General features: G+C 42.0%; 15 protein-coding genes and 4 pseudogenes. 8 read left to right on the top strand and 11 right to left on the bottom strand.

Annotated elements, in window-relative coordinates:
- Positions 1-29: 29 nt before the first annotated feature.
- A complete protein-coding gene (gene mnmE, locus ABLA76_RS14000) occupies positions 30-1,394 on the top strand; it encodes a tRNA uridine-5-carboxymethylaminomethyl(34) synthesis GTPase MnmE (RefSeq protein WP_348988386.1) in 1,365 nt (454 codons plus the stop codon).
- A gap of 140 nt (positions 1,395-1,534) precedes the next feature.
- Here the strand turns inward: mnmE and ABLA76_RS13995 are convergent, their stop codons facing one another.
- The 7 genes from ABLA76_RS13995 to ABLA76_RS13965 form a co-directional block, all read right to left on the bottom strand.
- Positions 1,535-2,875: an MFS transporter gene (locus ABLA76_RS13995; protein WP_348988385.1), complete on the bottom strand. Its 1,341-nt coding sequence runs from the start codon at positions 2,873-2,875 to the stop codon at positions 1,535-1,537.
- Complete coding sequence (locus tag ABLA76_RS13990; RefSeq protein ID WP_348988384.1) at positions 2,868-3,587, bottom strand: hypothetical protein; 720 nt, start codon at positions 3,585-3,587, stop codon at positions 2,868-2,870. Before ABLA76_RS13990 ends, ABLA76_RS13995 begins: the two co-directional genes overlap by 8 nt.
- 3 nt (positions 3,588-3,590) lie before the next feature.
- Entirely contained in the window at positions 3,591-4,373 is a 783-nt protein-coding gene (locus tag ABLA76_RS13985) for a 2OG-Fe(II) oxygenase (RefSeq protein ID WP_348988383.1), read from the bottom strand.
- Positions 4,374-4,643: 270 nt separating this feature from the next.
- Complete coding sequence (locus ABLA76_RS13980; RefSeq protein WP_348988382.1) at positions 4,644-5,465, bottom strand: energy transducer TonB; 822 nt, start codon at positions 5,463-5,465, stop codon at positions 4,644-4,646.
- A gap of 20 nt (positions 5,466-5,485) precedes the next feature.
- The gene (locus ABLA76_RS13975) at positions 5,486-8,467 is read right to left on the bottom strand and encodes a TonB-dependent receptor (protein WP_348988381.1); all 2,982 of its coding nucleotides are present in this window, start codon (positions 8,465-8,467) and stop codon (positions 5,486-5,488) included.
- 17 nt (positions 8,468-8,484) lie between these two features.
- Positions 8,485-9,960, bottom strand: coding sequence for a surface lipoprotein assembly modifier (locus tag ABLA76_RS13970; RefSeq protein ID WP_348988380.1), 1,476 nt, complete (start codon positions 9,958-9,960; stop codon positions 8,485-8,487).
- An 88-nt stretch (positions 9,961-10,048) separates the two neighbouring features.
- The gene (locus ABLA76_RS13965) at positions 10,049-10,789 is read right to left on the bottom strand and encodes a Slam-dependent surface lipoprotein (RefSeq protein WP_348988379.1); all 741 of its coding nucleotides are present in this window, start codon (positions 10,787-10,789) and stop codon (positions 10,049-10,051) included.
- 567 nt (positions 10,790-11,356) lie between these two features.
- On the opposite strand from ABLA76_RS13965, the gene ABLA76_RS13960 reads away from it, so the two are divergent.
- Positions 11,357-12,121, top strand: a complete 765-nt coding sequence (locus tag ABLA76_RS13960; RefSeq protein WP_348988378.1) for a transferase — start codon at positions 11,357-11,359, stop codon at positions 12,119-12,121.
- Here the strand turns inward: ABLA76_RS13960 and ABLA76_RS13955 are convergent.
- The 4 genes from ABLA76_RS13955 to fdhD form a co-directional block, all read right to left on the bottom strand.
- A complete protein-coding gene (locus ABLA76_RS13955; protein WP_348988377.1) occupies positions 12,118-13,626 on the bottom strand; it encodes a porin family protein in 1,509 nt (502 codons plus the stop codon). The two genes, ABLA76_RS13960 and ABLA76_RS13955, sit on opposite strands and share 4 nt — an antisense overlap.
- A gap of 150 nt (positions 13,627-13,776) precedes the next feature.
- A complete protein-coding gene (locus ABLA76_RS13950) occupies positions 13,777-14,496 on the bottom strand; it encodes a Slam-dependent surface lipoprotein (protein ID WP_348988376.1) in 720 nt (239 codons plus the stop codon).
- Between the two features lie 287 nt (positions 14,497-14,783).
- Positions 14,784-15,503 carry a Slam-dependent surface lipoprotein gene (locus ABLA76_RS13945; protein WP_348988375.1) on the bottom strand — a complete coding sequence of 240 codons (720 nt, stop codon included), beginning with the start codon at positions 15,501-15,503 and terminating at the stop codon, positions 14,784-14,786.
- Positions 15,504-15,747: 244 nt separating this feature from the next.
- A complete protein-coding gene (fdhD, locus tag ABLA76_RS13940; RefSeq protein WP_348988374.1) occupies positions 15,748-16,593 on the bottom strand; it encodes a formate dehydrogenase accessory sulfurtransferase FdhD in 846 nt (281 codons plus the stop codon).
- A 154-nt stretch (positions 16,594-16,747) separates the two neighbouring features.
- Here fdhD and ABLA76_RS13935 point away from each other — a divergent pair.
- From ABLA76_RS13935 to ABLA76_RS13910, 6 genes and pseudogenes are all read left to right on the top strand, one after another.
- Positions 16,748-17,178, top strand: a pseudogene (locus ABLA76_RS13935) (formate dehydrogenase); the annotation flags it as partial.
- 186 nt (positions 17,179-17,364) lie between these two features.
- A pseudogene (locus ABLA76_RS13930) lies at positions 17,365-17,531 on the top strand (Arm DNA-binding domain-containing protein); the annotation flags it as partial.
- Positions 17,523-17,762: a hypothetical protein gene (locus ABLA76_RS13925; protein ID WP_348988401.1), complete on the top strand. Its 240-nt coding sequence runs from the start codon at positions 17,523-17,525 to the stop codon at positions 17,760-17,762. The pseudogene ABLA76_RS13930 and the gene ABLA76_RS13925, both read left to right, overlap by 9 nt.
- A gap of 224 nt (positions 17,763-17,986) precedes the next feature.
- Positions 17,987-18,532 (top strand): annotated as a pseudogene (locus ABLA76_RS13920) (AAA family ATPase); the annotation flags it as partial.
- Between the two features lie 624 nt (positions 18,533-19,156).
- Complete coding sequence (locus tag ABLA76_RS13915; protein WP_348988373.1) at positions 19,157-20,368, top strand: multidrug effflux MFS transporter; 1,212 nt, start codon at positions 19,157-19,159, stop codon at positions 20,366-20,368.
- A pseudogene (locus ABLA76_RS13910) lies at positions 20,361-20,692 on the top strand (3-hydroxy-3-methylglutaryl-CoA lyase); the annotation flags it as partial. The gene ABLA76_RS13915 and the pseudogene ABLA76_RS13910, both read left to right, overlap by 8 nt.

Genomic DNA, 20,692 nt, shown 5'->3' with positions numbered 1-20,692 from the left:
AACAAACCTAGGTCGAAAGAGAGAATTTCATGAATACCACCGATACGATAGTCGCTCAGGCCACTCCTCCGGGACGAGGCGGTGTAGGCATTCTGCGTATTTCTGGCCATAAAGCTGCGGAAGTTGCTGAGGTGGTATTGGGTAAACTCCCAAAACCGCGTTATGCCGATTACTTGCCCTTCCGTGATACCGATGGTTCTGTGCTTGATCAAGGTATTGCACTTTACTTTCCCGGCCCTAATTCATTTACGGGGGAAGATGTTCTGGAGCTTCAAGGGCACGGTGGGCCGGTTATTCTGGATTTGCTGTTAAAGCGTATTCTGGCGATTTCCGGTGTACGTATTGCCAACCCGGGTGAATTCTCTGAACGAGCTTTCCTCAATGATAAACTTGACCTGGCACAGGCAGAAGCCATTGCGGATTTGATCGACGCCAGCTCTGAACAGGCCGCACGTTCCGCGATGAATTCCCTGCAAGGTGCATTCTCTAGCCAAGTCCATGAAATGGTGGAAGCGCTGACTAACTTGCGGATCTACGTTGAAGCCGCGATTGATTTTCCAGATGAAGAGATTGATTTTCTTTCCGATGGCAAGATAGAAGCCAAGTTGGATGAAGTGATCGCAGACCTTGAGCACGTTCGTTCACAGGCGCGTCAGGGCAGTTTGTTGCGCGAAGGCATGAAAGTCGTGATTGCAGGGCGTCCGAATGCGGGTAAATCCAGTTTGCTTAATGCACTGGCAGGCCGTGAAGCTGCGATTGTGACTGATATTGCAGGAACAACGCGCGATGTTTTGCGTGAACATATCCATATTGATGGAATGCCGCTGCATGTGATTGATACGGCAGGATTACGCGAAGCCAGTGATGAAGTGGAACGTATTGGTATTGAGCGGGCATGGCAGGAAATTGAGCAGGCGGATCGGGTACTGTTTATGGTAGACAGTACGACAACCGATGCCGTTGAGCCTGCACAAATCTGGCCTGAATTTATGGCTAAACTACCAGAATCGCTGCCGGTTACCATCATTCGTAATAAGACAGATATGACGGGGGAAAAAACGGGTGTTACAGAAGTCAGTAACTATACCTTAATTCGCCTTTCTGCCCGTGATGGGGAAGGTGTCGGTTTTCTGCGTGATCACTTAAAAGAGACGATGGGTTTCAACAGCAATACAGAAGGTGGTTTTCTTGCCCGTCGTCGTCACTTGCAGGCATTGAGCACGGCAGCAGAACATTTGCAGGAAGGCCATCAACAGCTCGTCTTTGCCCGTTCAGGGGAATTGTTAGCAGAAGAACTGCGTTTGGCACAGCAAGCATTGAGTGAAATCACCGGTGAATTTACTTCCGATGATTTACTTGGGCGGATTTTTTCCAGTTTTTGTATTGGGAAGTAAGATGGCAAATAAAGTCCGCTTGGGAGGCTCTTCTGCTACTGCGTGAATAAAATCTGATGAAAGTAAGGCGCTGGATAAAAAAACCAGCGCTTTGTCATTAATCTTATAACCCTTTATTTTTCCATAGCTCGCCACTGAGATTATTTTCGATTGAGAAAATAACAGATGAAGGTAAAGGCTAATGCAAGTCCAGCCAAAAATAACATCAGGGCTTGATAACCCTGAATCAAGGTATTGAAGCGAGCTAACAAAAATACAGCAAAAGCGATACCACAAGCTCCCCCTACATTATGAATAGTCCATGAAGTTCCCATGGCAACAGCCGCTTGTTCACGAGGCAGGGAATTCAATGCAATTAATGTTGACGGTCCAAGAATTGATCCCCATCCCATACCAAATAACAATAGTGGGATAATGAACCACCAAGCATTGACCTGTGTTGAGGCGAATGCGAGGAAAGCAGCAGCAGCTACAAACAGTAACAAACCGACTAAAATGACTCGTTGCGGGCCAAATTTTTCACTGCGATTACCTACCCACGGAGACGTTAAGGCAAACATGACTGTGGCAGGTAGCAAGAACAGACCTATCTCGATATCATTTTTCCCCAATTGTCCTGCGAAAAACATAGGTAATGTCAGCAGCACGGTGCAATAGAAAAAAGCAAGAAAAAAGGTTGCAAGTAGTGCAGAAACAAAACGCATTTTGCGGAAAAAATGGAATTCAACAATGGGTTCTGGTGTTTTTAACTCATGCCATATAAAGATAAACAATGCTATAACTGCTATAGCCAATAGGCTCCATTGTTGCAGGGCATTTCCATCCAAAGAGAAATAACTGACTAAACTTATTAGAAAAATGATCAGGAGAATACAACCGAGTATATCCAGTTTTTTCACTTTTTCGGTTTTATATTCGGGTATAGACCAGGCACATAGAATAAAACTAATAATGATAAAAGGAATATTTATCAAGAATGCGTAACGCCAATCTACTATACCTGCAAATAATCCACCGATAATTGGGCCTATTGCAAGCCCTAGTCCGTTAATCCCAAATAAGATACCAAGAGCTTTTCCCTGTTCATGTTCATCAAATAAATAGGAAATAATAGCACCAGAAACAGTATAGAGAATTGCACAACCAATCCCTTGAATAAACCTAAAGGTAGTGATGGCGGCAAGGTTTGTTGCGAGGCCAACAAGTAATGAGGCTGCGCCAAACAGTATTAATCCCCACAATAATATTTTTTTGCGCCCGCGACTATCAGCCAATGTCCCGACCGGAACCATAAAAGCGGAAAGAGCTATCATAAATATAGAAGTAACCCATTGTGTTTCCCTCAACGAGGTATTAAATTCACGTCCAATTGCAGGAATAATGGTATTCACGACGGTGAGATCTATACATCCAAGAAAACTTGCAATACATATTCCGATTAATCCGGTATATTTTCGGGTTACAATGACTGACTCACTCATTTACTAGCTCCTTTTGCTCTATATCAATAGGATCTTCATAAAGTTGAGATTTTTTCTTAAATTTTAAAGAGAGCCAGTTAACATACTCATTATGTGATTTTTCAACAAAAATCTCTCTGGTTTTACACATTGCGGCAGTCATTTGTTTCGGATAAATGATGAAGTTTATACCATCATTGGCCCACATTGGCATAATGACAGGACATTCTTCTAGAATGTAAAAGAGTGATCGATAAAAAATACCTTCATATTCTGCTGTTCCATATTTAATATTATTTCTTTCTGCAAATACATTGATAGTTTCATTAATGCATGAACGATAGTGTTCATTGGAGTAATATTCATTCAAAATACTGTCATAGTAATATTTATAGTCTTCACGTTTAAGATAGACATCCCAGCGAATAATTTCATTAGGTATTTTTAGATTAGACAGCGTCCCTGCATTATTCTTAAGCCATTCATTTCCTTTTGTCAAACTGTATTGGTAATTATCACTAGCTGTGCCAGTACTACAGTTATGTCGTTGTAAAGAGTCTGCTACAGCAATGATACATTTACCAAAACCAGATTGATTTATTTTATCTATTGTTGCAGAAATTTTTTCTCCCTCATGATATTCTTTTCCCACACTGATAAGTAGAAGCACTGTCTTATCTATATAATGATTAGCTTTAAATTTACCTTGTGCTTGTAATGAAACTTTGTACATTTCTCAACTCCAATAAACTAACGGATCATTTTCAGATATCACTCCAATAAAAGAACTAAGCGTTATACGATCTTGCTCTTTAACTGGGCGAACGGCATGGATGAAACGAGGATTTAATATTATTAAATCACGTAGTTTTGGTTTTATTACTAAATCAGGTGTAGGCATATCGTGGCGATTAATACCATAATGCCGTGTTCCTTTCAGGCGTTCATACTCTAAAGCACTAGGTTGAATGTTCCACATTTCGAGTTCTCCACCGTGATCAGGAACCTGCATGTAGATATTGGCGGAAAGTTGGTATTGTAATGTCCAATCAGTATCAGGAGGAAGTGTCCATTCTAAACTATCAATATGAGGTTCAAGATCAACATTTGGAGTAAGATAACGGCAAACACCGACAAAACATTTTTGTTTTTTAACCGATAATAAATGAGCACCTTCTGGCCAAATATCATCTAATAATGTTCTGAAATGCTCTATTGGTGAAGCTAATTCACCAAATATATCACGTATCCGTTGGATGTTTTTTATTGCTTGTTGGTGATATTCTTGCCTTGTCTCGTCTGTCTTTATCTCAGCATAAGCTATACCAAGTCGAGTAAACTCACGAGCATGTCCGAGAGCGCCTTTATCCTGATGAAGGAATAATTTTTCTTTTGCTCTCTCAGTGGCTGAAATTTGAACAAAATTAGGTATCCTTATCGCTAAAGCATCCCCAGTACATAGTGAACATAGGTGGTTACCTGTTAGGGACTTCACATCAACTTCTATTACTTTGCCCATACTATCTCCTTATGAAAACGGAGAAAATAATATTAAACAAACATTAAACCAAAATTAAACAAAGAACATTTTATTTATAACTTTTTATTAAAAACAAAAATAACAGGGAGTTAAAATAAAAAAATTTATTTTTCTTTGAGTTATGGTGAATTACTTTATATTGTTTAAAAATTTCATTATGTTGTTTAACTTTGAGAAAGTGATAAGTTTAATAATTTATTTAATCATGATTTACGATTTTAAAAACTTATTTTAGTGGCCTTGTTGGATTTACCTCAATGTAAAATCAAGTGTCAGCATGACATTAGGCTCTATACCCGTTGGTATGGAGCCAACTGAATTGGCATGATTGATAGCATCGAGGGCGGCATTATCCAGTGTGCTATTGCCGGAGGAATTCACTACTTTGGCAGCGGTTAATGTGCCATCATCCAGCAGGGTAAAGTTAACTGTGACTATACCTTGTTGTTTCATCCTCTTTGCTTTGCGGGGATAGCGTTTATGGCGTTCAATTTCTTGCCGCAGTCTTGCATAGTAGTTGTCCACTTCGCTATTTCCTTGCCCCACCAAAGGTTTTGATGTTGCCGCGTGGCTCATACTGCCTTCTGAATTAACCTGATCGCTACCGTGCGTTGCCTGTTCTGTCTGATTGTCTTTCTGTACCTGCGGTGATTGGGTGGGTTTCTTTGCTGCCACTTTTTGCGGTTTTTCTTTCTGCTGCTTTTGGCGTTTCTTAGGTTTATCGGCTTCTGGCGGTTTTGCTATCTTATTTTCAGGGTGAATGGCTTTATCCAGTACGAGTTCCGGTTTTGTTGATGATTCCGGTGCCGTCAAAAGTGGGGAGGGAGGAGAAACAGGCTCCGGCTTGTTTTCCCACGATGGGGCGGCAACCATCGTTATAGATAGCCCCATAGTAGAAGCGTTATTGTTGATATGAGGTGCCGTGTCATCATCATATGAAGCATGTCGGTTAAACAGCCATATCAGACTGGTATGCAATAAAATAGCGATCAGGATACCACCCAGCACTCTCCTTCTGGGCATCAGTGGAAAACAGATGGCTGGATTATCTAATATGGCTGTGTTGGTCATACGATCCTCGAATCAAGTCTCTAAAACTGGCTGGTCAGGCTGAGTTTAAAGGTTCTGCCCGGTGCTGGAATCATCGAACGCGTTAGCGGATCGAGATAATAGCGGTTGGTGAGGTTTGTGCCAGTCAACTCTACGGAGATAGCCGGAGTGATTTGATAGCTGATATAGGCATCAACCGTAAACACCGGATTCCAGCGCATTGGGTTATTGGATTGCCCCTCATAAATATCGGGCAAGGCACTCATCAGCCATTTTTCATCTTTGTTTTCAGCTTTGCTGTGATAGAGCATTCGGCTGCCTAGCTCCAGTTTTTCATCAAACAGGCGGCCGCCGACGGACAGGTTAGCTGAGTATTTAGGCTGGATAGAGGTGCGTAAAAAACCGCCGGGGAAACCGCCGTCAATACATTCAGGTATGCCATAACGATTATGGGAATCCAGTCTCATGGCCGAGTTACTGTCACATACCTTATTTTTCATGTTGTAAACCAACCCCATCTCGGCAAAGAAGCCACCGTTGTCATAACGTGCCTGGAGTTCCAAACCTGCCAGTTTCTGTTTGTCCAATTGAGAGAATTTATAGGTACTGTCCCTGTCGAACACATTCTCAATGAGGGTGTTGTAATAGGAAAGTTTGATATCGGCATGGCGTTCAGCGTCGACTAATTGGCTGAAATCGTAGACTAAGCCGACTTCCGCAGTTTTGGCACGCTCAGGCTTGAACTTATAACCTATTTGGTTGGTTTTAGAGCCTGAAAAACCGACGGTATCTTCAAAAATACTGGGCATTCTTACCGCTTCGGCATAGCGGGCGTAGATACGGAAATCGTCAGTGACATAGGCTGTAGCAGAGAAAGTGGGTGCCCAAGCGTGATCCTTACGTTTTGGAGCAGGTTCCCAGGGATCGTTAACATCAGGGCCAGGTACGCCATTAGCGTCAGCTACCGCATCGTATTCATATTTATAGACTTCTTTGCCGCTTATTGGATCAATAACCTTTTCATTCATGTCTAATTGGCCATTGAAATAGGGGTTACCGCTTTTACTGAGCTTGCCATTGCTAGGATCGTATTTCCAAGTGAATTTTTCATTAACCATGTCACGCTTTAGGCCATCACGTGAATCAATACGAGATGTCTCAACCACAGGGTATTCAGTTTGGAGTTTACTCATAAACGCAAGCCTCTCTGCGCGGTTCATTTTCAAGATGTTATTTGATTTTATAAATTGTTTTCTTTTTCTCTCCATATTAGCTTCTGTTTCGGTTATTGTTCGCCAATAACTCATTTCATGGCCAATGGTTTCCCGTTGTTTCTGATAATTGTTATCTCTTACGACACGCCGTTCATTAAGCAAATCATCTTGGGACCAATAAGAAACACGTTTGGCTCCAGCATTCAACTCCAGCCATGAAGCGGGCTGCCAGTTAAAGTTAAAGGCGAGATTGATTTCCTGACGTTGTCCTTTCCGTGCCGGTGACTGGAAGAAATATAGGTTAGTTGAATTATAATTATCATTGGAATCGAGGCGTTCCCGTTGGAAATTCCCCATTAAGGTCAACTCTAAGCTCGGGTGTAGGGTAAATTTATTGGAAAGATCGACACCCCAACGATTGTTTTGAGAATGGGTGAGAGCGGTATTGATCAATGTGCCATCGATATTGGCGTTTCTGCGGCGTTCATGATCATCTTCCCAACGCCAGTCTCTGTCGACAGGGGAGCGCGGATATCCTCCGGCGGTGTTGGTATTGCTGGTGGTGCGAGTTGTCCACAGGTTCATGTCGAAGTCGATATAGGGGTTATTCTCAGGCTGCCATTTATAGCTCAGGTTGGCTGCTTGCTGATGAACTTTCGCTAATGGCCATTGAGGAACTTTATTTTCTTCGGGTATAATCCAGCCCAGGCGTGAAGGCATAATATCGCCGAACTCCATGCGCGTATTGCGAAAGCCCAATAGTAATGTTTGATTATGGGTGAAACGCCAACTGTTTTTGATTAATACAGAGCGCATTTCACTGGAAGTGTTGGGAACTTCATTACCGGGGCGATAGATACGAGCAGCAAAAGGCAGATAGGGGTCCAGCGTTGTCCTGACATTCTTCATGAGTTCCCTGTCGTTTTCCGTAATGGGTTCATCATAACGATGGGCGCCCCCTTTTCCGGCAAAATAGTTACCCTGACGACGGTATGCATAGGCCAGCATTAGGTCAAAATATTCCTGCCGTGTTCCTAATGCGAGACGAAAGGCATTATCTTTGAAGCCAAACAGTTTATTGTCTTTCGATGAATGAGGCGTAATCTGCAACTCTGGATCGGTTTCAATCTTATTTTGGATAAAATCAGGAATATCGCGGTAGTCCTGCCCCAATGGTAGGGACGGTGTACGCTCTCTCACTGAGTTACTACTGGTTTCCAGCTTAGTATTGATGCCGAAAGTTTCTCCTTTCGGCACTACATCATCAATGGTCAATGTTTTGATGGATACTGCACCACCGATAGATCCTTTAACTCTACGGTTTAGAGAAGGGCCTTTTTCGATTTCAATGCTACTGATTAGGTTTGGATCGATGTAATTACGGTTATTGGCGCCATTATAACCACGCCCGACGGTAATCGCCTGTTCTGTACCATCAATGGTGACGGGAATTCGCCCTTGTCCCTGAACGCCACGGATATTGATATCCAGAGCACCACTATTGCGGGAATCACCGCTATATACACCGACAGCACCTTTAATTAAATCGGCGGGAGAAGCACCCTTGTAGCGCTCTATCTGTTCTTTGCCAATATATATATTGGCGATATCCTTGTCATAGACTGCATCGTAACCTTCTTCATCTTTATCGCTGTTATCCGTGACACGGATCTTGCCCAGATCCGTCTTGCTGTTTGAGGTGGTGCCCGTAGGTTTGGATTCGGCAAACAGGGGGGGGGCAGCCAGTGACAATGCCAGTGACAATGCAATTGTGATGGGGGTGAACTGGGTTCTAACTCGGTATGCCATTGATGCCTCCATTTTGATTAAAAATATTTTTCCAGCCTGATCAGCACTTCGTTTTTGTTATAGCTGTACATCCAACTCACATTGCTGTGATTGCGTCGATGGCGGAAAGTGAAAGAAGGTGTCATGCCCCATATTTCAGCGGCGGGCACTTTAATGACAGCGCTGTAAATCTGCTCATTATCTTGCCGTGTGGCATTCAACATCGGGCTGTAAGCGCCGAAGTGACGTTTTTTCAGTGTGGCAAACAGTGAGCCGTTGATTCCGGGATAGATCTGTCCGGCAATCCCTGTCCGAATTCCCCATTGCTGGTAGCGATCCACGGCATACAGGTCGTTGTCGCGGTAAACCCAATCGCCGCCGCCAAACAGGACAACGTCTTTGCTAATGGAATGGAACAGCGTGAAGTAGGCTGAGGTAAGGCTGCCATCTTTCCGGCGGAAATTTGGCTGATGACGTAGCTGTTTGTGCTCTAATTCAACCTTCATGGCTGTTTTGGCCGTGAACGCCCATCGCCATTCTGTTTTGGCACCTACTGCACGGTAATAGGGTTCACCTGCTCGTTGTTTATATTCAAATAAGGGACCAAAAGAGAAATCGTGACTTTTGCTTTTATAGCTGTATCCGCTAACCAGCTGAAAAGTATTTTCGTTCTCAGCGTGGTAATCACGATAGTTTTCGCCATAAATCAGACCACGACCGAAAATGCCGTGATGACCGGCAAGTTGATAGCGCCGACTTAATGTTGCGTCATAAGACATGCCCCATGCTTTGATGGCCTTTGGCACCTGCCTTTTATAGAGTGCTTGCTTTATGGGATCAAAATCGTAATGGGGAGTTTCCTGATCAGGAGACATATTCACATTATCATTATAAGCGTAACCGGCTGAGAAAGAGCCGCGCCAACCGTTTCTCAGATCTATCGCTTCCAGATAGCTGTTAATATTTTTCAACACAACTTCGGGTAGTTTTTGTGCTTTATACAATCCAGTAAACAGTTGTTCAGCTTCCCGATTTTTATGATCCTCAAAATAGACGCGGGCCAGTTCCAGTTCGATACGGGGAAAATCGGGCTGTTGATTCAGAACTTGTTGATAATGATAAGCAGCGAGATCTAAATCTCCCTCAAAACGTGCCAGCCCACCCTGAGCAAAATTGACCAACATAACATCATGTTCCGGCAATTTTTGATAAGCCGCCAGAAAGCGTCTGACATCTGACCATTGTTGATGATTAATAGCCAGGAATAGCGCTTGGCCGATATCATTAATATTGTTTTCGACCTGAAACGTTTGCCCATTAATAACAATCAGTGAAGCATTATTTTCAACAAAAATAGGATCTGGCGTAATCAGGTTGGTTTCATTTTCCTGTTGATTATGCTGTGCTTCTTGCCAGATTGTTCGTGGAGTATCTTCATCGGCATAAACGGGTAGGGAGAGGCATAGCGCCACCAGTGCCGTTGATAATATTGGCATTATTCTATTGTCAGACATCGGGAAACCCGCTCACAAAACTCACGTTATTAGCAATAAAAAAACAGAGAACAGTCCAGGATGGCACTGTTCTCTGAAAAATTAACGATTACTGTTTAGGGCCACCGAAAGCGGTATTTTTGGTGTCGTCATCAGCAAATTTCGCATATCCAGCCAAACTAGATGCGTTGTCGCCAAAGAAATGACCACTGGTGCTTCCAACCAAATCATCAGTTATGGCTATACCTTCGAATTTAGCATCAGCGCCAATATTGGCACTAATATCTATTGTCATTGCGGTATTTTCCATGGAACCGACCAGCGTTTTCTCACCGAAGTCTGCGGTAAATGTACCGGCCAGAGCATTGTCACCACTGTACTGGTTAATACCTGTTATCGTGTAAGTTGCTGTACCGTCGGTTGGAATATTGGTGGTGATATCCTTGCCTGCATAGTAAACGGTATGGGTACTATCCCCGGCTTTACCGGTTTGAGACCATTCACCAAAATAAACATCCGCATTAGCAACTTTACTGAAATGGAATACACCCATCCCGCCGTGAGAGCCTGGTGCACCCGCCATTGAGATATTGTGAATACCATTGCTGTCAGCAGGAGCCATGCGAGTCAAGCCAGAAAAACCGATGAGTTTTCCTCCACCGATTGAACTGACCCCAATGCCAGGGGCACTATTCGCACCACCGTGTGAATTTGAACCTGTTTCAGTTTCACCAACCTTAACATAGGATGGTGAGCTTATTTGGCTCTGCCCAAAACCAACTTCTGCCTGAGCCTGTGCCATCAATCCCAATGTGCCTAAAGCGGCGATTAATACGTTGAACTTTTTCATCATTATCCTCGTTCGGAGTGGGGGATCCCTCGTTACCCAATCTTAAAAACGGCCTGATCTATCGCGCGAGAAAAACGTACACCGTTCAAATGATAATGTAAATGATAATTATTATTATTTGTTTCACTAATGATAGGGTTTATTAGTCAATATCTTTTTTTATTTTATTGATTTTTATTTTATTTTTTGCATTTTGGGTAAGGTTTGATCTATCTGCTTTTTTTTTGAAAATGTGAGGTTGGTAGATTTTATTCACTGAGGTTATTTTGTTATTAACAATATAATTAGCATTAAAAAAGTTTCTAATGTAATTAAATTGATGGGAGTTGTTTTATTGCTCATATCATTAAATAAAATTAATGAATGTATTTTATAGGGGGAAATATTCATCTCCTGTTGTGGAAAATAATGAGTTATGGTGAAATTTGAGCGCAAAGAACCAAGCAAATAAATGTTTACCCATATCTTTATTTTCTGCGTAGCAGGAAGCTGCTATCTAAAAGAATAAAGGGTATATCAGTTTTCATATATCTATCTGGCTGAAAAAAGCCTAATTGGAGATGCATTATGGAAGCAAAAATCATTATTCAGTCTGCTGAAGAAAGGACAGATCTTGGTGATGAGGTAGAGGAGCTTATTGATAACAATTGGCCTCTGTTTATGAATTATGATGCAGTCGCTGAACAACACTGGCATAAATTATATGAGCCTGGTTTTAGTCACTTTCAAAAATTTGCCATTCTGCAACAGGGAAAAGAAGAGCGTCTTATTGGCTTACTGAACTCAATTCCTTTTCCTTGGGAAAATCATTCGTTAGATCAATTACCTGATGAAGGATGGGATGCGGTATTTGATGCGGGTGGGAGAGCTAAAGGAAAGGAGCAAGCCAATCTGGTTTCTGCCCTGAGTGTGACGGTTGATCCTGCATTTCGAGGGCAAAATATTCCGGCTTTATTGATTAACAGCTTGAAACAGACTGCCAGAGATGAGCGGTTGCAGGGGCTGGTTGTGCCTGTCAGGCCGAGTCTGAAAAGCCAATATCCCCTGCAAGACTTCATCGAATATTGCGGGTGGAAAAATGACAAAGGTGAACCGTTTGATCCGTGGGTTCGTACCCATTGCCGATTAGGTGCCAAAATCATCAAACCTGCCCTGCGCTCCATGGATATTTACGGCACTGTGGATCAGTGGCAGGAATGGACAGGCATGAAGTTTCCGCAAAGCGGGGAATACGTCATTCCAGGTGGCCTTGTGCCATTAGTGGTAGATGTTGAAAAGCAAATGGCTTATTACATTGAGCCTAATTTGTGGATGTACCACAGTCTGGATTAAAAATATTTCTCTAACTGTATCTGTACTTTGTTTTTATCATAACTGTACAACCAGCTCACATTACTGTGATTGTGGCGATGGCGGAAAGTGAAAGAAGGGGTCATTCCCAATATCTTCGCCGCAGGGAATTTAATGGCAGCAGTATAGATCTGCTCATTATCTTGACGTCTGGCACCTAATAACGGGCTGTAAGCGCCGAAGCGTTGTTGCCTCAGTGTGACAAACAGCGAGCCATTAATATGGGGATAGATTTGTCCTGCTATTCCCGCATTGACTCCCCATTGTTGATAACGAGATGTTGGTTGTCGATTATGCTGATAGCTCCAGTTGCCACCACCAAACAGAATTAATTTTTCACTGATGGCGTGAGACAGGCTGAGATAGGCTGAGGAAAGTTCGCTATCTTTCCAACTGTAAAGCGGTCTGTAACTTAATTTTTTATGTCCAAGTTCAGCATAGAGAGTGGTATCTTCACTGACTGCCCACTGCCATTCCATTTTAGCGCCGATGGCATGGTATCCGGTATTTTCTGCATACTGTTGATATTCAAACAGAGGGCCAAAGGAGAAATCCTGTTTTTTGCTTTTATAACTGTAGCCACTGAACAGCTGGAACATATTTTTATTTTCGTCATGGTCATTGCGATAATTTTCACCATATATCAGACCACGGCCAAAAACGCCGTGATGACCGGCAAGTTGGTAACGTCGGTTTAAGGTTGCGTTGTAAGTTCCCCCCCATGCTTTGATAGGCTTAGGCACTTTCCGTTCAACGACGCACGTTCCCTCTTTGTAAAACAGGCAGATCGGTTTTTGGTTTGGTGACATATTAATATTGTCGTCATAGATATAGCCTAATGAAAACGAACCGTTCCAGCCATTTCTTTGGGTTACTGCCGCCAGATAACTATCGATATTCTTCAATACCATTTCTGGTAACTGATATTGTTCACTGATTTCTTTAAATAATTGCGCGGATTCTTGGTTTTTGTGATCTTCAAAATAAAGACGAGCCAGTTCCAGTTTAATGCGGGTAAAATTCGGTTTTTGACGTAGGATTTTTTGATAATAAGAGGTAGCAAGTGCTAAATTCCCTTCAATACGAGACAAGCCGCCCCGGGCAAAATCAATGAGAAACGGATCATACCCGGGAATTTTTTGATAAATCGGCATAAGACGTCTGACGTCTTGCCATTGCTGATAATTAATGGCAAGGTACAGCGCTTGACTGATCTTCTTAAGATTATTTGCACCCTTAAGTTCTTGTCCTGGAATGACGGGCAATGAGGTGCCCTCTTTTGTAGAGATAGCATTTGGTATAATTAAACTGGCTTCATTTCTCTGTTGGGTGTGTTGTTGATGATATCGTGCTTCTTGCCAAATTTTGTGCTTAATATCCTCATTGGCACAAACTGCTGGGGAGAGAAATGAGTTCAGAATGAATATTAGCAATATGAGTAATATGGGAAATATTCTCTTTTCAATCATTTTTTTTTGGTCAGACATAGCGAAACCCGCTTTATCAGGTCCCTATTTATTTGAAATAAACAGCTTGAAATAAACAGTTTGAAATAAACAATTTGAAAATAAATAGGGTAAAGAATATGAAAAGGAAAAACAGTGCCTGAATGACACTGTTTTCTGAGGAATTAATCATTAATCTTTAGCACCGCCGAAAGCAGTATCTTTGTTTCTGTCGCTATCAAATTTGGCATACCCTGCCAGAGCGGAGGCGGAATTACCGAAGAATTTTCCATCAGTCACCCCATTAGTACTACCGTTGGCTGTGGCTTTACCTGAAAATCCGCCATTGCCATTGATATTGGCATCGATACCAATATTGAGTGAATTATTGCTCAGTGAACCATTCAATTTTTTGGTCCCGAAGTCTGCGACGAGTTTGCCGGAGAGGAGATTCTTGCCGCTATACTGGCTCAGGCCTTTTACCGTATAGGTTGCAGAGCCACCCGTTGGCAGATTGGTTGTCACATCTTTGCCTACGTAAAAAACAGTATGAGTAACATCTGATTTATCGGGTGTTTTTTGTGCCCATTCGCCAAAGTAAACTTCTGTATTGGGAACCTGACCGATATCGATATACTGATCCTCAGCACCACATGCTGCCTGAGTCACTTCGTAATGATAGATGCCATTACTATCGAGCGTGGCCTTCTTTTTCAGTGCGGAGGTAGGAAATAATCTGCCTTTTAGTGTAGGCAACGTGATGCCCAGGGCAGGTTCACCTTGTACCTCTCCGATTACAATATGTGGGTCGGTTTCTTGCTGGCTTATACCATACCCAACTTTTGCCTGAACCTGTGTAGTCGTAAATCCGAGAACGCCTAATATGGCGATTACTATATTGACCTTTTTCATAAGCAGCCTCACAGCGTGTTGAATGTCTTGTTATCCTGTTATAAGAGAGTCCATAATTTTTGAAAATTTTGCGCAAAAAACATACAGAAAATAAAATGTATACTGGATAAATAGTGGTGTAAATAATAAGTTATTATTATGTTTTATGTTCGTTAATATTCATTGCTTGCGCAAATTAAGTTTTACGCAAATCAGAATCTAATGATTTGAAATAAAAGGTAAGAGTAGTAAAAAAGATGAAGAAAAAAACAGTGCCTAAATGGCACTGTTTTCTGAGGAATTAATCATTAATCTTTAGCACCGCCGAAAGCAGTATCTTTGTTTCTGTCGCTATCAAATTTGGCATACCCTGCCAGAGCGGAGGCGGAATTACCGAAGAATTTTCCATCAGTCACCCCATTAGTACTACCGTTGGCTGTGGCTTTACCTGAAAATCCGCCATTGCCATTGATATTGGCATCGATACCAATATTGAGTGAATTATTGCTCAGTGAACCATTCAATTTTTTGGTCCCGAAGTCTGCGGCGAGTTTGCCGGAGAGGAGATTCTTGCCGCTATACTGGCTCAGGCCTTTTACCGTATAGGTTGCAGAGCCTCCCGTTGGCAGATTGGTTGTCACATCTTTACCTGCGTAAAAAACAGTATGAGTAACATCTGATTTATCGGGTGTTTTTTGTGCCCATTCGCCAAAGTAAACTTCTGTATTGGGAACCTGACCGATATCGATATATTGGTTCTCTATTTTAAATATTTTACCATTTAATTCAAAGTGATAGATTCCATTATTATCGAGCGTGGCGGACTTTTTCAGTTCGGAGGCAGGCAGTAATTTATTTTTTACTATAGGCAAAGTAATACCTAGGGCAGGTTCACCTTTTACCTCTCCGACTATAAGATGTGGGTCGGTTTCTTGCTGGCTTATACCATACCCAACTTTTGCCTGAACCTGTGTAGTCGTAAATCCGAGAACACCTAATATAGCGATTAATATTTTGACTTTTTTCATGGGAAGCCTCACAGAATATTGAATATTTGATTATCCCGTCATTAAGAACGTCCTGAACTTTTTGTGTGAAAAACGTGCGCAAAAAATGCACAGCAAATAAAATGTATGCTGGATGAATAGCGCTGTAAATCATAAGTTATTGTTATGTTTCTTATTTGTTTAATTTTATTGTTTGCGCAAATTAGAGATAACTTAATTGAAATTACGTTATTTTTTGAGGATGGAATAAATTTATGGATTCCAATTAATCTACCAATCGTTGAGTATGGGTATACACTGTAGCCCTTCCTGGTTTACAAAATCCGATCAACGTCAGATTACATTCCTGTGCGACCTCAATGGCGAGTGAGGTTGCGGCAGAAACGGCAAATAAAATTTCGACCCCGCAGTTAGCTGATTTTTGCACCATCTCATAACTGGCACGGCTGGAGACCAACACAGCGCCTTGTTGCCAGCCTGTTTTTGCCCGCATTCCCAGCAACTTGTCCAGTGCAACATGGCGCCCAACATCTTCGCAGCCACCAAGTAATTTGCCCTCTGGGTCAATCCAACCCGCCGCATGGGTACAGCCAGTGAGCGCGCCGATTTCCTGAACATGCGGTAATTGGGTAAGTGCAATATCAAGGTAAGAGAGTGAAAACGTTTGGGTGAAAGGCAGAGGTGTCATTGGGCGAAAGATCTCTGCGAGTTGTTCTGTGCCACAAATACCGCAACCTGTTCTCCCAGCCATATTGCGTCGGCGCTCTTTTAATCCCGCAAAACGGCGGCTGGAAAGCTCAATGTGTAGTTCAATGCCGCCGTGGCAGTTAACTATCGAATCAATCCCCCGAATTTCCTGTGGAGACGTGATGATCCCTTCTGACAAGGAAAACCCGATAGCAAAATGATCGAGATCTTTCGGGCTGGTCATCATCACGACATGGGAAATACCATTGTAAATCAATGCAACAGGTACTTCCTCAGCGACCCAATCCGGCGTTGGACTGCCCAATGGGGCGCTTTGTTTGGCATTTTTTTGTTGTACATTGGTGCGAGAAACACCCCTGATTCTCTCCATAGTTAACTCATTTTCCGGCCTTTTATTTTTCATCAATGAATTCCCCAGTAGTTTGATTCATAATACTGTTTGTGTGGATAATATATTACCAACCCGTGTCCTGATAAGAAGCAAATACACCCACGGAATTCCTGTTAGGCGGTGTGTTAATGAGTAATCAATGGCAGCGAATAAGCTGGAATAAAGTCTTCGATCGTATCGCGAGATTGATGAAACAACTGCCAGCGGTTGTTGGATTTTCACCAGAAGCTGGACGCCGGAAGGTAACCAGATGGCGCGCCGTGACAATGCTGCTCCATCCGGTATGGGTAAAATGCATTGGGTTGGGCCTGGCCACTGAACCGTCGCATCCTGTATAACCGTGCATCTGCCGATCCACAGGGTAATCCGTGGGATCCTAAACGCCAGTTGATTGCATGGGATGGCGATAAATGAAGCGGGGTAGATATTCCTGATTACAGCAACGCGGCTCCGGGAAGGGATGTCGGGCCATTTATCATGCAGCCAGAAGGAATGGGGCGTCTGTTTGCCATCGACAAAATGGCAGAAGGCCCATTCCCTGAGCATTACGAACCATTTGAAACACCGTTAGGAACCAACCAGCTGCATCCAAATGTGGATTTCTAATCCGGGGCACCACTTCAGATTCCAGTGAAGTCCAGCCCAGTCAAACAATTTCTGTCAAATCCAGCAAAATCAACACCTTTTCTTATTTTTACGTCCAGTTTCGTCTGTTGCAATCAAGATGCAGCGGAGGGCATAAATCGGGGCACCTACCATTCGATTACAGAAATGCCCTTAATAATGAAACTAAACGCACGACAAATCGAAACCACAAAACCCAAAGAAAAAACCTACAAACTCGCCGATGGCGGCGGTCTCTAGATCGTTTGGTGTTCGGTGTCTATCCGGCAGTATCGTTAGCCGATGCGCGCGCAAAGCGGGATGAAGCCAGGAAACGGATGGCACAGATTGTCGCCGGGCAATCGCCCTATCTGACGACAAAAGGGTTGCATTGCCCTAATCAGCGGTTGTTGCCCGATAATTCGGCAGTGTTGGCACTGACAACACTGGATGCAGGTAATTTACTTTTTGTTGCAAAAGCCGTTCGGGAACGTTGGCTGGACATAAAAATCATTATTGCAGCCGATAATGATTGGCACAGCCCGGCGAACTGGATAAAAACGGAAAACCAAAAGTGAATATAGGTAAACTCTCAGCCGAAAAAGCCGCTCTTGCAGTTAATGGCTGGATCACATTGCCACCTACAGAACATAAAGCTAACTGGGATGATTATCGCCAGCAATATGGCATTGAGGTAACAAAGCAGGCATTTTGTGAGGACTTATTTCAGGTAAGGGAACCGATGAACAATTATGCAATAGAAACCCGTCGTTATGGTAATGTAGAAAGCATTAATCCAAATCGCAAAATAACATTACCACTATCAATCGGCTCAGAAGGCTTTGATGCTCAGTTAGATTACGTTGTTAAAGGCGTTATTCCGGCACACGGGGCAAGCGGATCATACAAGAGTTTTCTGGCGGGCGCATGGGGCTGTCATATTGCCACGGGTAAATCATGGGCTGGGAAAGCCGTTGCTCAGGGTTCCGTGCTGTACGTTGTCAGTGAGGGCGGGATCGGCGTACCACGGCGCATCAAAGCATGGGAAATCGTTAATGGTCAGGTAGTTAAAAATATGTATCTGATCAATCCCCCGGTATTTCTGGCCTCGCAAGCCGAAGTGAATGAGCTGGTGATCGCCGCCCAGCAGGTTGAGTCTGAAACAGGCGAACCGGTACGCCTGATTATTCTGGACACCCTCGCCCGCTGTTTTGGTGGTGCGGATGAGAATGATTCTAAAGATATGGGCGCGTTTGTCCGGGGCTGTGACGAGCTGAAAGCCAAAACAGGCGCAAGCATTCTCGTGGTTCACCATTCCGGCAAAGATGAAAGTAAAGGTTGCAAGGGGTTCCAGTGCTTTAATCAGAATAATGAAGATTAAAAAGTGAGTAAAAAAGTGAGGAGCACTAACCACATTGATTTTTAAGGGTAAAAATCTCAATTCCTCACCTTTTTTGCAGTGAGGAAAATAAAAAGTGAGGAGAAAAATAAGGAATGGGTGAGGCGCTAAAATGTTAACAGCAAATACTGATGCATGAATAAGGGGACAAGCGCAGCGCGTCAGTGGCGCTCTGAATAGACAAACAAGCTGATTAAGCGAGAAATTCATTCTTTTTGGTGGGCAATTAATTTAGCACTATAGACCATGTGCATACATCTTGTTGTGTATTTTGTAATCACTCATGCGTTTATTCAGTTAATTATTTATAAACAATGATTCTTAACCTTTTTTATTTTCATTCTTGATGGTATTTATTTATATAAAAGTTATTGATCTTATTTAAATCATTTATTGTCAACATAATGAAAGCAGAATATTATTACAGTGTTATTTAATCTAAAATATGAATGTCATTCTGATTTTGTATGTTGTTTTTGATGTATTTAATTCACGTTGAATGACTGTTTATTTTTTTTATGATTATTTCATTCTAGTATAACACTCATTCTCATATCAGTTGACTAGTTGTTTATGAAAAACAAAACTTATTCTTTATTATTTATTGTGTTAATGGCTTTTCTTTCTATGGGAGGATTAATCTCATCAGATATATTTCTTCCTGCCTTAAGTAAAATGGGGATTTATTACAACGTTAGTGAATCTAATGTACAAAGTGCGATAGCTATATTTTTATTTTCTATAGCCTTTTCTCAACTTATTTATGGTCCATTGAGTGATTGTTTAGGAAGAAAAAAAATTCTCCTTTCGGGGATTATTATATGGTTGATTTCTACTATTTGTATTTTCTACAGCACACATATTAGTGAATTGTTGCTATTGCGTTTATTTCAAGGAATAGGAGCTTGCGCCGGTATTACATTAAGTCGTGCCATCATTAATGATTTAATGGATAAGGAAGAGGCTGCGAGCTTGTATCTAATCATTTTTCCTTTTGTTGGAATGTCACCAGCAGTAGCACCAATGATCGGCGGAGTACTTAATGAACATTATGGCTGGAAAGCTTGTTTCTTATTTCTGACTTTATTTATAGCAGTCACGCTTATATTGAGTTTACTGGTATTAAAAGAATCACTACCTGTAGAAAAACGTCAAAAATTGAATGTTAGGAGTGTATTTAACAATACTTATTACGTACTAATAAATAAAGAGTTTCTCTACTATGCAGCAATACCTTGTTTTGCTTATGCCGCATACTTTTCTTATTTGATAGAATCACCTTTTATTCTTACAACTATGGGATTACCAGAGAAATATATTGGCTACACTTATATCACACTCTCTTTGAGTTATGTATTAGGTAATATGATAGCTAAGAAATTAAGCCGTCAACGAAGTTTGAGAAAAACGATCTCCCGTGGTTATATATTCTTTACCGTTGGAGGAATTGCTTTCACAATACAAATGTTTTTAAGTCCTTTTCCATTGTTAACCTCAGTGATAACAATAGCAATATTGACTTTCGGCAATGGTTTTTTACTACCACTTGGTACGGCATCGGCAATCGCTACGAATGCACAAGTTGCAGGAACTGCTTCTGGTGTGATGGGAACATTACAATTGGGCAGTGCAGGATTAGCATCACTCCTTATCGGTTATATATCTCACCATGATCCCATGAAAGTGGCAATGATTATCACCATTATTACTCTTATCGGTAGTTCAATTTATTTAATTGGTGATAAAGAAATAAAAGTTAAATTAAGAAGGAATAAAAATGGTTAACAATATAGATGTAACACTACGGGATGGTGGATATCTGAATAATTTTAATTTTACAAAAGAATACGCGATAAATCATGTTAAGACATTGCTCAAAGGTGGTGTGGAGTGGTTCGAAATTGGTTATCGTAATGGTTCTTTTAAACCTATACCAAATATTGGCCTAACAGGTATATCCCCAGACAGTTACATTAGTGATATTCATCAAATGGTGCCTAAGGCAAAGTTGGTCGTTATTGCACACCCACACAATATTAATGTTCATGATATTCATGCAATGAAGGCGAATGGTATTAGTTTACTTAGACTAACGCGATGCTCGACTTT

Origin of the sequence: Xenorhabdus sp. SGI240 (assembly GCF_040081915.1) — a bacterium.
Lineage (GTDB): Bacteria > Pseudomonadota > Gammaproteobacteria > Enterobacterales > Enterobacteriaceae > Xenorhabdus > Xenorhabdus bakwenae.
This window is presented reverse-complemented; position numbering and strand designations above follow the sequence as displayed.

What these genes read in the sequence shown, in the direction of transcription:
- ABLA76_RS13965 (WP_348988379.1), bottom strand. Translation starts at nt 10,789, where the DNA reads ATGAAAAAGTTCAACGTATTAATCGCCGCTTTAGGCACATTGGGATTG.
- ABLA76_RS13950 (WP_348988376.1), bottom strand. Translation starts at nt 14,496, where the DNA reads ATGAAAAAGGTCAATATAGTAATCGCCATATTAGGCGTTCTCGGATTT.
- ABLA76_RS13980 (WP_348988382.1), bottom strand. Translation starts at nt 5,465, where the DNA reads ATGACCAACACAGCCATATTAGATAATCCAGCCATCTGTTTTCCACTG.
- mnmE (WP_348988386.1), top strand. Translation starts at nt 30, where the DNA reads ATGAATACCACCGATACGATAGTCGCTCAGGCCACTCCTCCGGGACGA.
- ABLA76_RS13975 (WP_348988381.1), bottom strand. Translation starts at nt 8,467, where the DNA reads ATGGCATACCGAGTTAGAACCCAGTTCACCCCCATCACAATTGCATTG.
- fdhD (WP_348988374.1), bottom strand. Translation starts at nt 16,593, where the DNA reads ATGAAAAATAAAAGGCCGGAAAATGAGTTAACTATGGAGAGAATCAGG.
- ABLA76_RS13985 (WP_348988383.1), bottom strand. Translation starts at nt 4,373, where the DNA reads ATGGGCAAAGTAATAGAAGTTGATGTGAAGTCCCTAACAGGTAACCAC.
- ABLA76_RS13925 (WP_348988401.1), top strand. Translation starts at nt 17,523, where the DNA reads ATGGCACAGATTGTCGCCGGGCAATCGCCCTATCTGACGACAAAAGGG.
- ABLA76_RS13915 (WP_348988373.1), top strand. Translation starts at nt 19,157, where the DNA reads ATGAAAAACAAAACTTATTCTTTATTATTTATTGTGTTAATGGCTTTT.
- ABLA76_RS13990 (WP_348988384.1), bottom strand. Translation starts at nt 3,587, where the DNA reads ATGTACAAAGTTTCATTACAAGCACAAGGTAAATTTAAAGCTAATCAT.
- ABLA76_RS13955 (WP_348988377.1), bottom strand. Translation starts at nt 13,626, where the DNA reads ATGTCTGACCAAAAAAAAATGATTGAAAAGAGAATATTTCCCATATTA.
- ABLA76_RS13945 (WP_348988375.1), bottom strand. Translation starts at nt 15,503, where the DNA reads ATGAAAAAAGTCAAAATATTAATCGCTATATTAGGTGTTCTCGGATTT.
- ABLA76_RS13995 (WP_348988385.1), bottom strand. Translation starts at nt 2,875, where the DNA reads ATGAGTGAGTCAGTCATTGTAACCCGAAAATATACCGGATTAATCGGA.
- ABLA76_RS13960 (WP_348988378.1), top strand. Translation starts at nt 11,357, where the DNA reads ATGGAAGCAAAAATCATTATTCAGTCTGCTGAAGAAAGGACAGATCTT.
- ABLA76_RS13970 (WP_348988380.1), bottom strand. Translation starts at nt 9,960, where the DNA reads ATGTCTGACAATAGAATAATGCCAATATTATCAACGGCACTGGTGGCG.